This window comes from Alteromonas sp. G5_S2_22_S1, from assembly GCF_054968525.1.
This window is the reverse complement of record NZ_JBQKUJ010000012.1, coordinates 99,790-115,077: the sequence shown is the minus strand read 5'-3', so window position 1 is coordinate 115,077 and position 15,288 is coordinate 99,790. Positions and strand designations below refer to the sequence as shown.

Below are 15,288 nucleotides of genomic sequence, written 5' to 3'. Positions count from 1 at the left end.
GAAGCAATTGTAGATTAATCATAAGTTGAATATTGAACCATTTGGTTCACATTATTTACATAGTTGCAGCGTTCCTACATAAATAATTGGAAAATCGCAAGTCCAAACACGCCAACTGTACAAAGCACGCCAATCATGTAGAAATAGCTTCTGGGGCTAGGGTTTTTTTCCGTAGCTATTGCGTAGTATAGCCCCATATGCATTATTCGGCATAATGCATATATCCATATTAGTAACGCTAATAGCGTTGTTGGTGCGCCTAAAAACATGCATAGAATGGCAGGAAGCGTAAATTGGTGTACGTTCTCTAACGAATTATGAAAGGTTCGGTGGCTTCTAAATACAAAACTATCATGACTTAACTCATCACTAACTTTACCCGGGATATACTGGGATTGTCTTCTGTGTGCAATGGCGGCCACGATGTTTTGAACAAACACAGTAAAAATAATCAGTAACAGGCCGGCAATGCTATAGGTATAGACAGCGAACATACGAACTCCTTTTCAGCAGATTTGATATTTTTGAAATGCGAGCACATTAATGCTCAAAAAAGTTAGCGTTAATACCTACGCCACGCGCATTAGAAGAGATCGCAATAAAAGATGAAGCGAAGCACCAAATTTTCAGCGCTTCGACTTGTTTACGCGGTTTTAAAAGCCAACAAATACGTTCTTTTGCGGTGAGGGGCTAACATTTGGGGTTGTAAATAAAATGTAAAATTTGCTGCAAGTGCTATAATTTAGGCTATCGAGTAAATAAAAAGGTGCCTATTATGAATGCTCGAATTCTTGTAACAATACTGTTTTGTTTTGTAGTTGGTGGGTGCACGTCTACTAATAACAATCAGGCAGATGCTACACCAATATTATTAAACGATAGCCTCTTTCCCTCTTTTAGTTTGTTTCCCGTCGAGCCGCCCGAAGAGATTTTTTACTTAGATGAAGACGCACAGCAATTTGCAGAAAAAGCCGTGCATGAAAAAAGCATTTTACGAAAAAATGTGAAAGGGTTAGTAAAGGCCATTTTCGATCATTCTGACCGCGGGATGCTTTATCGAAACAGTGCCAATACTACAGCAAATACCACGTTTAATAACCGCGCTGCCAATTGCCTTTCATTGTCTATTATGACTCTGGCGTTAGCTGAACACGTTGGGCTTACCGCCACTTTTTATGAAGTAGATATCCCAGAGTATTGGACTCGCCGTGAAGGATTTAGCTTGCTTAACGGGCATATTAATTTGCGTATTTCACTACCTAATGAAAGCCCTGTAGCCTCGGTTGGCGGAACGTGGGCAGATGTAGATTTCGACCCTCAAATGTTACGCAATTACTTCCCAAGAAAGGCAGTATCGAGAGACAAGGTTATAGCTATGTTTTACAACAATAAGGGCGCTGACGCTTTAGTGGCGAACAGTTATACCCGAGCCTACAGCTATTTTAGAGCCGCAGCCAAAATCTCCCCTGCGTTACAGCAGACCTGGGTAAATTTGGGCGTTTTGTACCGAATGGTTGATGAGTATGAGCAAGCTGAGTTGGCCTACAAGCATGCGTTAGCACTGGACGATGAAAACTTAACGGCATGGGAAAACTTATCGATTCTTTATACCTATCAAAATAAAGATGATGCGGCCCTAAAGATAACTCAAATGGTAGAGGCAAAACGTAAAAATAACCCGTTTTATCACTATATCTTAGGTGAGCAGGCCTTTGAGGCTGGAAAAGCCGATGTGGCAATAACCCATTACGAGCGAGGGCTTAGGCTTGATAACGCACGTCATGAACTATTGTTTGGAATGGCAAAAGCATTTCATGAGCTAGGTGATGTGAGTAAAGCAACGCGTTATCTTAAGCACGCAGTTAAGCATTCTCCGAACGAGCAAGAAAAACAGCGTTATTCGTCTAAATTAGCGTCGTTGGCTAGTCGCTAATGCGAGGGCAAAAAAAAGCCGCAGACTAGCTGCGGCAAAGAATAACACTACAAAAGGAACTTAATTTATATAACGCCCAGCTCACGAAGGCGCTCTTGCAGGTATGACCCCGCAGTATGACGTTCTGAAAGAACAACATCTGGTCTAGGGTGTAAGAATAGTGGCAATGAAATACGAGATTTCGTCATGTCAGCGCCATCTGGGTTTACAACCCTATGCGTAGTTGATGGGAAATATCCGCCTGATGCTTCTTGAAGCATATCGCCGATATTCACAATCAAATTCCCGAAGTCACAAGGAACCTCTAACCAACTACCGTCTTTAGCTTGTACTTGCAGTCCAGGCTCATTGGCTGCAGGTAAGATAGTAATTAAATTAATATCTTCGTGTGCAGCAGCGCGGATTGCGTCAACTTCTTCATCACCTTTAAGTGGTGGGTAGTGCAGTATACGTAGCAAGGTTTGATCTGAGTCTTTGATCATGTCACCTAGCGGTTGACTGTACTTACCGCTCACCTCTGAAGGAGAGTGTTTTTCTATCCAGCCTAGTAACTCTTTCGCTAAGCCATTTGCTTCCTCATAGTATTGAGAAATCTGAGGGCGTAGTGTGTCTGGGCACTGACCCCACGGATAAAAATGGTAATACTCTTTAATATCTTTTTTCGTAAAGCCTTTGGCTACCTCAGAAACACTCTGAGGGAAAAATCCGTCTTGTTTACCTTTGTTGTACAGGTAATCATTCTTCTGTTCACTGTCGAAGAAGGCCTGCCAATTATCGTAAATACCTTGAACCAATGACTGCTGGATAGGGTGGTTTTTTAAAACACCGAACCCGGTTTCGCGAAGTGACTTCACGAATTCTTCTTGAGCGTTGTCCGCTTGGTAATCTACAGCAACTAATTGCATAACTTTATCCCGTATATATTGACTGCGGCATTATAAAGGTAGACGGGCTACAGAAAAAAGTCGCAGAAATTGATACAAATCAACCCCGCGATGAATTTGCGCGTAATGTACATAAACCTGACCAGTTAGTCTAGTATTTTCTTGACCAACTGGTCTAATTTAATGAAATTTAACCAAGAGAGAGGTAAAAGCCCGCTAGCGCGGCGCTCATTAAGTTTGATAACGTTGCAGCAATAACAGCTTTTAACCCCAGTCTCGCAATTTCTTTTCTGCGTGTTGGTGCCATAGCACCAATTCCACCCATCAAAATGGCGATAGAAGAGAAGTTTGCAAAACCACAAAGTGCAAAGGTGATAATGGCCTGAGATGCTTCAGACAGCTGTTCTTGGCTTTCTAAGAAGTTGAGATAGGCAACGAACTCGTTTACCACCATCTTCTGTCCAATAAAGCTGCCTGCAAGTTGCGCTTCTTCCCATGGAACGCCGATTGCCCATGCAAGAGGTTGAAGCACATAACCCAGGATCCCTTCAAACGTTACGTTTTCATAGCCAAATAACCCTGCTGTCCAGCCTATAAGACCGTTGAACATGGCAATAAGTGCTATAAAAGCAAGTAGCATTGCACCTACGTTTAACGCAAGCTGCATGCCTGATGCGGCGCCGCTGGCGGCTGCATCAAATACATTGGCGTAGCCGGTATCTTCCGCGTCTACGTCATGTAAATCTTCGTTGGGTTTGGTTGTTTCAGGCAAAATGATCTTTGCCATCAATAAGCCACCCGGTGCCGCCATAAAGCTGGCTGCAAGTAAATATTTAAGCTCTACACCCATGCCGGCGTAACCTGCCATTACAGAGCCTGCAATGGAAGCAAGGCCCCCCACCATAATGGCGAAAAGCTCAGAACGGGTCATGTGTGGGATGAATGGGCGAACGACTAACGGCGCCTCAGTTTGGCCGACAAAAATATTGGCCGCTGACGACATAGACTCAGGACGACTTGTGCCTAGCGCTTTTTGTAGAAAGCCACCAATCACCTTAATAACAATGCCCATTACCTTAAGGTGGTATAAGACCGCAATTAGGGCTGAGAAAAACACGATAACAGGAAGCACGTTAAAGGCGAAAATAAACGCTATCGATTTGTCGCCAATAGGGCCAAATAGAAAATTAATCCCTTCTTGGCTGTAGGCAATAATATTGGCGACAAATTTTGTCGCGCTTAACAAGACTTCTTTACCAGGTTCCGAGTACAGGACAAAGGCGCCAACCGATGCTTGAATAGCAAATGCGCCGCCTACAGTGCGCAGATTAATACTGCGTTTTGCGGAGGATAACGCGAAAGCAATACCCAGAAGGACGGCTATGCCCAGTAAACTTACCATAGTAATGTTCCCTTAAAGAAGCGCTTGCTGAATGTGTGATTTAATCACATCTAATGCAATTTGGTTTTTGCCACCTTGCGTCACTACTACGTCGGCAGTGAAGCGGCTAGGTTCGATAAATTGATGATACATTGGCTTAACAGTCTCTTCGTACTGTTTTGCCACAGATTCAATACTGCGACCACGTTCTTTAAGGTCACGCATCATTCTGCGCATTAAACAAATATCTAGTGGGGTATCGATGAAAATTTTAACGTCGTACAAGGGTAGTAAGTCGGTACGGGCTAGCAACATGATACCTTCAAGTATTATTACCGGTGCGGGGTTTAAACGCTCCGTTTCAGGTAAACGTGTGTGCGTTTTATAGCAATAATGTGGGTAGTCGATAGGTTGACCGTCACGCAATGCTTGTAAGTGCGCTTTTAAAAGCTCATGTTCAAAGGCGTTGGGGTGATCATAATTGTTCTTCTCACGCTGCTCCATGGGAAGATGATCTTGCGCACGATAGTAGTGATCTTCGCGCAGCACTTGAACGGGACGTCCTTGGGCACTGAAGCCGTTGAACAAATTTTTTGTAAAAAGAGACTTCCCAGAGCCCGAAGCCCCAGAAATGGCAATAATAAGTGGCGATTGCATAGTACTATAAAGCTGGTTTTGTTGGTGCAAAGATACGCGTTTAGGCCTCGCGAATCAATGCCATATTCGCAAGTTATCAGATTTTGGATCGGTCTTTGCTAGAACTTTATCGTATTTTCAAGGTATTGCAGGCTGTTTACTTAATTAGCAAAAAATAACAAAAAGTTCTCCAAGTGGTCAGTTTTTAGTTAATTTCCAACAATTTCAATATCCTCTTCTCTTATAGATGGTAACGCGTAAGAGTGTTGTTTCGAACGCGACCCTTCGCCCTGTGCCCTAGGTGGGTAATACGTTTCTTTTTCTTTAGAATAGCGAACGAACACCTCATCAAGCGCCGCGCGTACTTCACTGAGCGTTTTATCAAGGTTCGCGTTGAAATCTGGGCGTTTACGCTTGGTATGGCCCAGTTCTATCAGTCGACCGAAGCTTTTATTCGCTAAGGCGAGCAATTCAGTTGGCACGTCTTTATGGGGGGGAAGCGGCTCGCCAGGGTGCTCGATGCAATATTTAACCAGTGCGGTGTAAAAACATAACGGTTTATTTTGTAGTGTAACAGCTTTGTCATCGATACCATTAGAAATTGTCTTTTCTTTGAGGTTGATGACTAATTTAGGCGTAGGTGGAATTATCTCTTCTACTATTGCGCGACGCTTTTTAGTTCGGTTTGATACCGCGAAGAAAGGGGTAAGAAGCATTGATAATGCTAGTGCAGCCCAACTGAACGATAGTGCACTTAAAAGGCTTTTGCCTCGCATTTCTACCGTGATTTCTTGCTCGGCGTTTTTAAAGCTTGTGGTGACAAGTTTTGGATACTGGCTAAAGTCTTCTTTCGTTGTAACCACACCTTGTATCTCTCTTACGAGGACAGGGTATCTTTCATCTTTGAGTGTAGCGTTTAATCTGCCAAGATAGCGAAAGATTGCAAATTGATTAACCGGCGTATTTAACGTGTTATTTCCTACATCTAAAAACGCACTGTCTAGACTAATTCTGCGCTCTACCTTGTCTAGCGCTCGATGAATGGAAGCTTGATAAGACAATAGCTGAGTTGTCAGCGCAATGCATTGGAGAAGTGCTATTAGAACAACCAAATTTAATGCGATAAATGGCTTGGACTTAAAGTGGAGCTGTTTATTACCCATTAATTACACCCCTCTTCCAATGTAATAGTTTTGTAATAGGGGCGAGGATGGGCCATGGCTATTTCGTGCACAACGCTTTGCATCGCGCAGAATAAGTCGGTGTTCTGAGTTTGCATTTTTAAGAACCACTGCATACCGCTTACGCTCTCTTGAAGGGGAGTGGCATAGTTTCTAGAAAAGCTATCTTTGTCTTCTTGTGCCCAATACGAAGAAATAATATCAATCTCACCCGCAAGCAGGGCCCGTCTTAACTCTTGGTGCGAACTGTAGTAGACGATATTTACATTGTTATCGCTTAACCCCAAGTTCTGCATAACTGTTTTAGGAACAATGTGTCCTGAACGACTGCTAGGGTAGTCAAGTAACCCAATTCGCTTTCCCAATAGGTATTCTTTGGATAACTGAGGGCGTTCTCTTAACGCTATAAAGAACGCAGAGTAATCTGGGTGGGAAGCAATTTTAGTTAAACCATATATTTGGTCTGCGCCGAAGGCGTTTACCACATTACTTTTAACGAGCGCTAAATCGACGACGCCATGGTTAATGTATCGGAACGTATCATAATCACTTTGGCCGATGGTTACTTTCACTTCACCGTATTGCCGTTTTATCGTTTCATCATTACACAACCGTTGCCTTGCCATTTCGGCAATGCGTCCATCGGTAACATAGACTGAAAAAACGTCATTATTTCCTACAAGTTCGGTTTTGCAGGTTAAATATTGACCAGTTTGAGGGGCGATGTCACTAAAAGAAACGGAATTTTGAAAATAGTTTATCGAACCGCACAAGATGGCGGCTAACATAAAAATTATCCATTTTCCGGAAGCAACAATTCTGAAATTCGTCAAAAAAACGACCAAATGAATTAACGATTTATATAGTGATTTCATCAGTTAAGGTTATTTATTGCAATAGGTAAATTTATTTTAAGGTGTTAACTATATGAAAAATGGTTAATTTTTATAGGTAAACCTGATTTTTATTAAACGCTGTTTATTAGTCGCATATGTGGCAAGAATAGGTTCAGCTATTCGTCGCAAATTGACAATAATAATAACAAGTAAATTAACTTGACCATGTGGTCAAGTAATTTTTTGCAAACTCACTAGCCTCGGGCGATTGCTGTTAAATAAAAATGTAAAATTGTAATAAATTTGACACGAACCTTTACGACAATTTGTCGGGTTCAGTGAAAGTCATAGGTTTTATGTAGTACTTTTTGCACTACACTAGGCCGAGTAAAAAAGAATTTTAAACAAAAAGGGAAACACACACATGAGCTCATCAGCTAAATTCAGTCGCATTGCGGCTGCGGTTGCGCTGTCAATCGGTTTGTCGACCACTGCAATGGCGCAAGAAACGTCATCTGCAATGGAAGGCCGCATCCTTACCCCTACAGGTGCACCTGCTGCGGGAACATCTGTTACTGTTATTCACGAACCTACTGGCACAGCCCGTGAAGTGGTTGTTGGCGCTAACGGTACGTTCAACCTTCGTGGCCTTCGCGTTGGCGGTCCTTACAGAGTCGTAGTTGACTCTGACGAATACCAAGACACCACTATCGATAGCGTATTCCTAGAGCTAGGTAACCCATTCGGCGTTAACCTTACGCTAGAAGACGCAAGTGATATTGAAGTTATCTCTGTAAGCGGTAGCGCATTAACAGCGACAGCGTTTGGTGCAACAGGCCCACAGACTGTATTCAACTTAGAGGCGCTAGAAAATACACCAGCTATTAACCGTAGCATCGGTGATATCGTGCGTGTTGACCCTCGTGTTTTCGTTGATGAAAGCTTCAACGACTCGATTAGCTGTGGTGGTGCAAGCCCGCGTAACAACAGCTTGACCCTAGATGGTATTCGCATGAATGACAACTTCGGTCTTAACAGCAACGGCTTCCCAACCGAGCGTATGCCTTTCTCTTACGACGCTATCCAACAGGTAGCCGTTGAGCTTGCTCCGTTTGACGTTGAGTACGGTGGTTTCACTGCGTGTAACATCAACGCAGTAACTAAATCAGGTACTAACGAAGTTCACGGTGGTGTTTTCTACGACTTTACGTCTGATTCTTACCGCGGCGACGAAGTTGACAGTGTAGAGCGTGACAACGGTAACTACACAGAAAAACGTTACGGTTTCAACGTTGGTCTTCCACTAATTAAAGATAGCCTGTTCCTTTTCGCAGCTTACGAAAAGCTTGAAGGTGTTCAGCTTTATGATTACAACGCGCTGGGTAGTCGTGTAACTCAAGACGACATCAGTCAGGTTTCACAAATTGCGCAAGACGTGTATGGCTATGATGTAGGCGGTACACCGGGTTCTGCGCCAGTTGAAGACGAAAAAATTCTTATTAAACTAGACTGGAACATTAACGCAGACCACCGTGCTTCATTAGTATATAACTGGAACGACGGTTTTAGCGTAAGCCAATCTGACGGCGGTTCTTCAAGACTTTCTTTAAGTAATCACTTCTACGAGCGAGGCGCTGAACTAACTACTGTTGTAGGTTCACTATACTCAAACTGGACTGATGACTTTTCAACAGAGCTTCGTATTGGCCACACTGACCTAGATAACCGTCAACAGTCACTAGACGCAGCTTCTGGCTTCGCTGAAGCGCAAATCAGAACTGATAACGGTGGAACTATCTACATCGGTCCAGATGACTCTCGTCAGTCTAACGACCTTAACTATGAAGTATTTAACTTTAAACTAGCGGGTACTTATTTCTGGGGTGACCACGAAATTACGGCTGGTGTTGAATACGAAGAAACTGACGTATTTAACCTGTTTATGCAGCAAACTGTAGGTGAATACCGTTTCGACAGCATCGCTGACTTCGAAGCTGGTCTTGTTGATCGTATCTACTACAACAACTCTGCGGGTACAAACAACCCAGCGGATGCTGGTGCTTCTTTTGCATTCGACGTAACTACCTATTACGTACAAGACGAGTTCTACCTAACTGACGACCTCAAAATCATGGCTGGTCTTCGTTATGATACATACGGCTCTGACGATACGCCTCGTTTGAACGAAAACTTCACTGAGCGTTATGGTTTTGCCAACACTGCAAACGTAGATGGTATTGACCTTCTTCAGCCACGTTTCGGCTTTACCTACACAGTTAACGAAAGCTTAGAACTACGCGGTGGTTTAGGTCTTTACTCTGGTGGTAACCCTAACGTTTGGATCTCAAATGCATACTCTAACGACGGTGTAACGAACATTGGTACTCGTGAACGTCAAATCAATGGCTTCGTAAGTGGCACTACTTCATTGTTTGACCTAGAGCTAACTGGTCAAGGTCGTCCGATTTACGACGTACCACAAGAGCTATTTGACGTAGTAGCGAACACTAGCCTAACGGATGGTGACGGTAACACTAACGCAACTGACCCAGACTTTGAGATTCCTTCTGAGTGGAAATACGCGTTAGGTTTCACCTATGTAACTGAAAATGACTACCTAATTAACGCTGACATGATCTATACCGATCGCCAAGATTCAGCAATAGTTAGAGATGCGAACATTGTTTACAACGGTGAAAACCGTTTCGATGGTCGCCCAATCTACACCAATATTGACTCAGGTCGTAATGAAACGCAGGACTTCATTCTAGGTAATGTTGATTCAGGTGATGACGGTAGTTCACTTGTTCTTTCAATCGGCGTAAGCAAAGAGTGGGATAATGGCTTCGATATGGGCGCTTCATACGCTTATGTTGACGCAGAAGATGCTAACCCAATGACAAGCGCAGTAGCGTTCTCAAACTACGCTAACTTTGCAACAAGCGATCCTAACAACCCGTCTGCGGCAACGTCTGACTACGCTGTTGGCAACCGCTTTAACTTCTCACTAGGTTATACTGCAGAGTTCTTTGACGGTTATGCAACACGTTTCAACTTGTTTGCAACGGCTAACGAAGGTAAGCCTTTCTCTTACGTTCACAGCAACAACTCAGCGTTCCCTTGGGATGGTGTATTTGCTCGTCAGCTTATTTACATTCCTGAAGTAAACGATCCGAACGTAGTGTTTGTTGATCAGACAAACCGTGATGGTGATGTACTTCAAACTGCGGAAGAAGCTCAAAGACAGTTCAACCGTTGGGTTGAAGATAACGGCTTTGAGCGCGGCGAGATCCTTGAGCGTAACAGTGAAACTGCTGATTGGTGGTTTAAAGCTGACCTACGTGTATCTCAAGAGCTACCTGGCTTCTATGAAGGTCATACAGCAAGCGCGTTCTTCGTAATCGAAAACTTGACCAACTTAATCAACGACCAATGGGGTGACTTCCGTCAAGGTAGCTTCGGCGGTGATGAAGTTATTGCTGCGGACTTCAATGACGCAGGTCAATACGAGTACAGCGCGTTCTCAAGACCAGAGCAGAGCGTATCTCGCGGTCCTTCTCTTTGGGAAATCCGCGTAGGTGTTAACTACCGCTTTTAAGAAGTAGTAAACACTAACTACAAGTTGTAGTGTTAGGTGCCACTCTCCTTAACTGGAAGTGGCACTTTTTTATGCCTGCGATTTATCTCACACACCTGTTACTGAGCGCGCATAGTCTTTGCTTATGATCTAAGTCTCTCCATTGAACGAACAAACACATGATAAATTTTTAGATGCTCGCAAGGAGGGCTTATGTCAAAACGTATGCTAATGGTAATGACGTCTCACGAAATTATGGGTGACACCGGCGAGAAAACCGGCATGTGGCTAGAAGAGTTCGCTGCGCCATACTACGCATTTAAAGATGAGGGATATACAATCACCTTAGCGTCACCGATGGGCGGCCAGGTACCGATTGACCCCAATAGTCTTGCAGACGACGCAATGACGGACGATTCGATTCGATACACGAAAGATGAGCTGGCTCGAAGCGCCATAGCGTCTACTATTCCGCTAGAAGATGTACGTGCAGATGAGTTTGACGCTGTCTTCTACCCGGGCGGTCATGGTCCGCTATGGGACTTATCAGATAATGCGCATTCCATTAAATTGATTGAAGACACTATCGCAGCCAATAAACCCGTTGGGGCTGTGTGCCACGCGCCCATCGTGCTAAAAGATGTTAAGACGCCAGATGGCAAATATTTGGTTGATGGCAAGCAGGTTACTGGCTTCTCAAATAGCGAAGAAGCTGCGATGGAGCTTACTGACGTAGTCCCTTATCTGGTTGAAGACGAGCTAGTTAAAAAGGGCGGTAAGTATGAAAGCGCGGATGATTTTGCTGTTAAAGTCTGTACAGATGGATTGTTGGTGACGGGGCAAAACCCGCCATCGTCACGTCCTGCAGCCGATGCATTGATCAAACTTCTATCTTAAGAACGTTTTAATTTGTAATGTAGTTGGAAACCGCATCATGTATGCGGTTTCTTGTTTTCGGTTGCCTAGCTTTTAGCGCCCTGGCTAGACATTCTCAAATAAATCTTCTACGCGCTGTCTTAATTCTTCAATTTTAGTGACATCAGCGGGAGCGATGAAAATGGTATCATCACCAGCGATTGTACCTAACACGCCATCTTTTTTACTTAGCGAGTCAAGTAAGCGGGCGATAAGTTGAGCTGCACCTGGACTAGTTCTTATGATGACCATCACGTTGTTGTGCACAATGTCTAATACAAGCTGTTTGAGGGGGCTTTTAGCCGTAGGCATACCTAACTCAGGGGGAAGGCAGTAAACCATATCACCGCGCGCGTTGCGCGTTCTCACAGCCCCAAATTTACTTAACATTCTTGAAATTTTAGACTGACTGATATTGTCAAAGCCTTGTGCTTTTAATGCGTCAACAATTTCGCCTTGTGAACCATAACTTTCCGCTTTAAGAATCTCTTTAAAAGCCTTGATGAGTTGCTCTTGTTTTGCGTTTGCCATTAGCGCTCTTTTCTTTTCTGAGGGTTTATGTGTGGTGAATTTTATTTGTTATGCCCATATTGTGCCGTACAGGTAGACTTTGCGCAATTTCTTTGCATAATCATTCATGATAATGAATATCGAGATAAAATCGCCATAAATAACGTTAATAAGACGATCCGGTGATTGAGTTTTCCCCCGCGTTGCATTAGTGTGACGTTCCGTTTAAATACGTGAAGTAATCCCATAGGAGAAATGGTATGAAAGTAGCCGTGTTAGGTGCTGCCGGTGGTATTGGTCAGGCGCTGTCTTTGTTGTTGAAAACACAATTGCCAGCAGGTTCAGATTTAGCGCTTTACGACGTAGCGCCAGTTGTTCCTGGTGTTGCCGTTGATTTGAGCCACATCCCCACTGCGGTAAAAGTAACCGGTCACGGTAAAGATGACCTAGCTGATGCACTAACTGGAGCAGACGTTGTTCTAATTCCAGCGGGTATGCCTCGTAAGCCAGGTATGGATCGTTCTGATCTGTTCAACATCAACGCCGGCATTGTTAAAAACCTAATCGAAGGTGTAGCTGATAACTGCCCGAACGCGTGTGTTGGTATCATCACTAACCCAGTTAACACTACTGTTGCGATTGCAGCTGAAACGCTAAAAGCAAAAGGCGTTTACGACAAGAATAAGCTTTTCGGTGTAACGACACTTGACGTTATCCGCGCTGAAACGTTTGTTGCTGAACTTAAAGATGTTGACGTATCTTCAGTGCACGTACCGGTAATCGGTGGTCACTCTGGTACTACAATCCTTCCTCTTCTTTCACAAGTTGAAGGCGTAGAGTTCACAGACGAAGAAGTATCTAGCCTAACCACTCGTATCCAGAATGCGGGTACTGAAGTGGTTGAAGCAAAAGCGGGCGGCGGTTCTGCAACTCTTTCAATGGGTCAAGCAGCAGCACGCTTCTGTCTATCTCTAGTTGCAGCAATGCAAGGTGAGAATGTGGTTGAGTACACTTACGTACAAACTGACGACAGCGACGACGCAGCATTCTTCGCACACCCAGTACGCCTTGGCGCAAACGGTGTTGAAGAAATCTTGCCATACGGCGAGCTTAGCGCATTCGAAGAAAAAGCGAAAAACGACATGCTTGAAGGCCTACGTGGCGACATCAAGCTAGGCGTTGACTTCGTAAACGGCTAATCGGTGAGTATCATTGGCGGGCCTTTGAACGTAGGCACGCCGTGAATACTTCCCTGTAGGCTTCGCCACCGCTTCTCTGCGGTGGAGAGCCTACATTTTAATTACGTTCTCAGACTTCACATCAAGTTTCCACTTTATTATCAGCTCTTATCACCCCAGCGATTAAAGGTTCTGTTACGACCTTTGTGTATTAGTTAAGTGAAAGATATTTCGTGATATCGAAAAGCCTGATTTCACCGGCATCTAAAGTTACACCTTTATGTACAGCGTAAGCGTAACCTTTTAATACGCTATTGCCTTCAGACATAAGGAAAAGATGGGTAGCAAAAGTCGCGTGGGAAGTGGTTATTTCAACAATAGGGTATTGAAGCGAGATATTTTTCGGTGAGATCTGTGTGCTAACAGCCAATTCACTCGTCTCCCCTTTTCTGAAAACCGTGAGCGACCCTTGTCTATCTTCATACAACTGAAGAAGAGCCAATTCTGGTTTATCTAAATAATGTAAAATGCCCACCCACAAACCGTACGGCGTCTCGTCGTTTGCGCGTTCCGCATTGTTTAGCAAAGTACCGTATTTCTCGAAAAACTTGCGAGGCGTTGAGCTAGATTCTTGTTTTATGAGTCGGTAACTAGTGGAAAGTAAGCCTTTATTGTCATTGTAGTTTGATTCAAGCGCGGTAAAGCTGGTGTCTAGGTAAGGGGACAGAGTAAGCGAACGGGTTACGTCTTCTTCGATAATGGTACTGATCGTACATCGGTTCTCTTTACAGGATATATCCTCATCACTAAAGGCTGAGCGTTTGGCGTACCTCAGGCCTGAAGGTATGTGGATTTCATAAAGAAAATGTTCGCCGCTATCGTTTATTTGGAGAAGTTTATACTGCATTTCATCTTCACTAATTCCTTCCCACAATCCGGGTGACAGTGATAGCGGTTTCGCTTGTAAACTTAATGTCGAAATCCCCAACAATAAACCAGCTAAGGCCGGTAGCAAATGCATGTTTAGTCCTTTATGAAATTGTTATGTCGATAAATAAGATAACGTTTTTTTTTCATGATTAAAACTATTTGAGTGATTGGAGGGAAGAATATTGCTAAGCGAATGCTCTTGTTGTTGATTACTGCCCGTTTGCGGTGGCAGAGGTAACGCTTCAACAGGTAACCAGCGTTTTGCGCCTCTAAACTCGTGGCCAGACAACGTTAACTTAGATATAGCTCGCCGTTTGCTTTGGCCTATTAAAAAGAAGTACGGCAACAAACTGAGCTGGGCTGATTTATTTGTCCTAGCAGGCACTATTGCCTATGAAAGTATGGGCCTTGTTTACGTAAACCCTGAGGGGGTTAATGGCAAGCCTGACCCGCTTAAAACCGCTGCCCATGTACGTGAAACCTTTGCGCGCATGGCAATGAATGATGAAGTAACTGTTGCATTAGCCGCCGGTGGTCATACGGTAGGTAAATGTCACGGTAATGGCAGTGCCGAAGCATTAGGGCCAGATCCAGAAGGTGCAGGTATTGAAAAAATTCGCCAGCCGGTGCCGAGCAGTGGGAACCTATCAATATTAAAGAGGAAGAGAAGCCTATTGATATTGAAGACCCATCAAAGCGCTACAACCCCATCATGACCGATGCTGAATCTTTTGAGCCACTAGAGCCAATTGCTGACGGCTACAGAAACTATCTTCAAAAAGACTACGTGGTTAAACCTGAAGAGCTAATGCTAGATAAAACCCAGTTACTTGGTTTAACAGCGAAAGAAATGACGGTACTCGTAGGCGGCATGCGTATGATTGGCACTAACTACGGCGAAAGTAAGCACGGTGTATTTACCGATAACGTAGGCGCATTGAGCACAGATTTCTTCGTAAATCTTACCGACATGAAATACACATGGAAGCCGACCGGGAAAAATAGCTACGCTATTGTCGACAGAGCGTCAGGTGATGAAGTGTTTACCGCTACGCGTTTTGACCTAGTGTTTGGTTCAAACTCTGTATTGCGCGCATATGCTGAGCTATACGCGCAAGATGACAGCAAAGAGAAGTTTATTAAGGACTTTGTTGCCGCGTGGACAAAGGTGATGAACGCAGACCGCTTCGACCTTACCTGTTAGTGCTTATCTTTAGTGTAAGTAAAAACACTTAAGTAACAAAAAGCCCGCTTCATGATGACGCGGGCTTTTTTCGTTTTATTACTTAGCGAAGCGAATGGCGACCAACATAAAAAAGCTATTTGC

At 43.9% G+C, this 15,288-nt stretch carries 12 protein-coding genes and 1 pseudogene; 5 read left to right on the top strand and 8 right to left on the bottom strand.

Annotation, left to right across the window (positions count from 1 at the left end; all coding sequences use genetic code 11):
* Window positions 1-74 precede the first annotated feature (74 nt).
* A complete protein-coding gene (locus ACTRWF_RS13715; RefSeq protein WP_020744348.1) occupies window positions 75-494 on the bottom strand; it encodes an MAPEG family protein in 420 nt (139 codons plus the stop codon).
* Window positions 495-775: 281 nt separating this feature from the next.
* Here ACTRWF_RS13715 and ACTRWF_RS13710 point away from each other — a divergent pair, with 281 nt between their 5' ends.
* Window positions 776-1,933: a tetratricopeptide repeat protein gene (locus ACTRWF_RS13710; RefSeq protein WP_287150889.1), complete on the top strand. Its 1,158-nt coding sequence runs from the start codon at window positions 776-778 to the stop codon at window positions 1,931-1,933.
* Window positions 1,934-1,998: 65 nt separating this feature from the next.
* Here ACTRWF_RS13710 and ACTRWF_RS13705 read toward each other — a convergent pair whose 3' ends face one another.
* From ACTRWF_RS13705 to ACTRWF_RS13685, 5 genes are all read right to left on the bottom strand, one after another.
* Window positions 1,999-2,838, bottom strand: a complete 840-nt coding sequence (locus tag ACTRWF_RS13705; RefSeq protein ID WP_015068156.1) for an isopenicillin N synthase family dioxygenase — start codon at window positions 2,836-2,838, stop codon at window positions 1,999-2,001.
* Window positions 2,839-3,007: 169 nt separating this feature from the next.
* The gene (locus tag ACTRWF_RS13700; RefSeq protein WP_015068155.1) at window positions 3,008-4,219 is read right to left on the bottom strand and encodes a NupC/NupG family nucleoside CNT transporter; all 1,212 of its coding nucleotides are present in this window, start codon (window positions 4,217-4,219) and stop codon (window positions 3,008-3,010) included.
* Between the two features lie 12 nt (window positions 4,220-4,231).
* Window positions 4,232-4,855 carry a uridine kinase gene (gene udk, locus ACTRWF_RS13695; RefSeq protein WP_014950808.1) on the bottom strand — a complete coding sequence of 208 codons (624 nt, stop codon included), beginning with the start codon at window positions 4,853-4,855 and terminating at the stop codon, window positions 4,232-4,234.
* Between the two features lie 188 nt (window positions 4,856-5,043).
* Entirely contained in the window at window positions 5,044-5,997 is a 954-nt protein-coding gene (locus ACTRWF_RS13690; RefSeq protein WP_462835717.1) for a hypothetical protein, read from the bottom strand.
* Complete coding sequence (locus ACTRWF_RS13685; RefSeq protein WP_462835716.1) at window positions 5,997-6,890, bottom strand: substrate-binding domain-containing protein; 894 nt, start codon at window positions 6,888-6,890, stop codon at window positions 5,997-5,999. The genes ACTRWF_RS13690 and ACTRWF_RS13685 overlap by 1 nt, the downstream gene beginning before the upstream one ends.
* 385 nt (window positions 6,891-7,275) lie before the next feature.
* Here ACTRWF_RS13685 and ACTRWF_RS13680 point away from each other — a divergent pair, with 385 nt between their 5' ends.
* Together ACTRWF_RS13680 and ACTRWF_RS13675 are read left to right on the top strand one after the other, a co-directional pair.
* Window positions 7,276-10,449: a TonB-dependent receptor gene (locus tag ACTRWF_RS13680; protein WP_015068152.1), complete on the top strand. Its 3,174-nt coding sequence runs from the start codon at window positions 7,276-7,278 to the stop codon at window positions 10,447-10,449.
* Window positions 10,450-10,641: 192 nt separating this feature from the next.
* Window positions 10,642-11,325 (top strand): type 1 glutamine amidotransferase domain-containing protein, encoded by a 684-nt coding sequence (locus tag ACTRWF_RS13675; RefSeq protein WP_015068151.1) that lies wholly within the window; start codon window positions 10,642-10,644, stop codon window positions 11,323-11,325.
* Window positions 11,326-11,409: 84 nt separating this feature from the next.
* Here ACTRWF_RS13675 and argR read toward each other — a convergent pair whose 3' ends face one another.
* Complete coding sequence (argR, locus tag ACTRWF_RS13670) at window positions 11,410-11,874, bottom strand: transcriptional regulator ArgR (RefSeq protein WP_015068150.1); 465 nt, start codon at window positions 11,872-11,874, stop codon at window positions 11,410-11,412.
* A gap of 239 nt (window positions 11,875-12,113) precedes the next feature.
* On the opposite strand from argR, the gene mdh reads away from it, so the two are divergent.
* Complete coding sequence (gene mdh, locus ACTRWF_RS13665) at window positions 12,114-13,052, top strand: malate dehydrogenase (RefSeq protein WP_015068149.1); 939 nt, start codon at window positions 12,114-12,116, stop codon at window positions 13,050-13,052.
* Window positions 13,053-13,242: 190 nt separating this feature from the next.
* Here mdh and ACTRWF_RS13660 read toward each other — a convergent pair whose 3' ends face one another.
* On the bottom strand, window positions 13,243-14,052 hold the full coding sequence (locus ACTRWF_RS13660) for a hypothetical protein (protein ID WP_015068148.1): 810 nt from the start codon (window positions 14,050-14,052) through the stop codon (window positions 13,243-13,245).
* Window positions 14,053-14,188: 136 nt separating this feature from the next.
* On the opposite strand from ACTRWF_RS13660, the pseudogene ACTRWF_RS13655 reads away from it, so the two are divergent.
* Window positions 14,189-15,165: pseudogene (locus ACTRWF_RS13655) on the top strand (peroxidase family protein); the annotation flags it as partial.
* Between the last annotated feature and the right edge of the window lie 123 nt (window positions 15,166-15,288).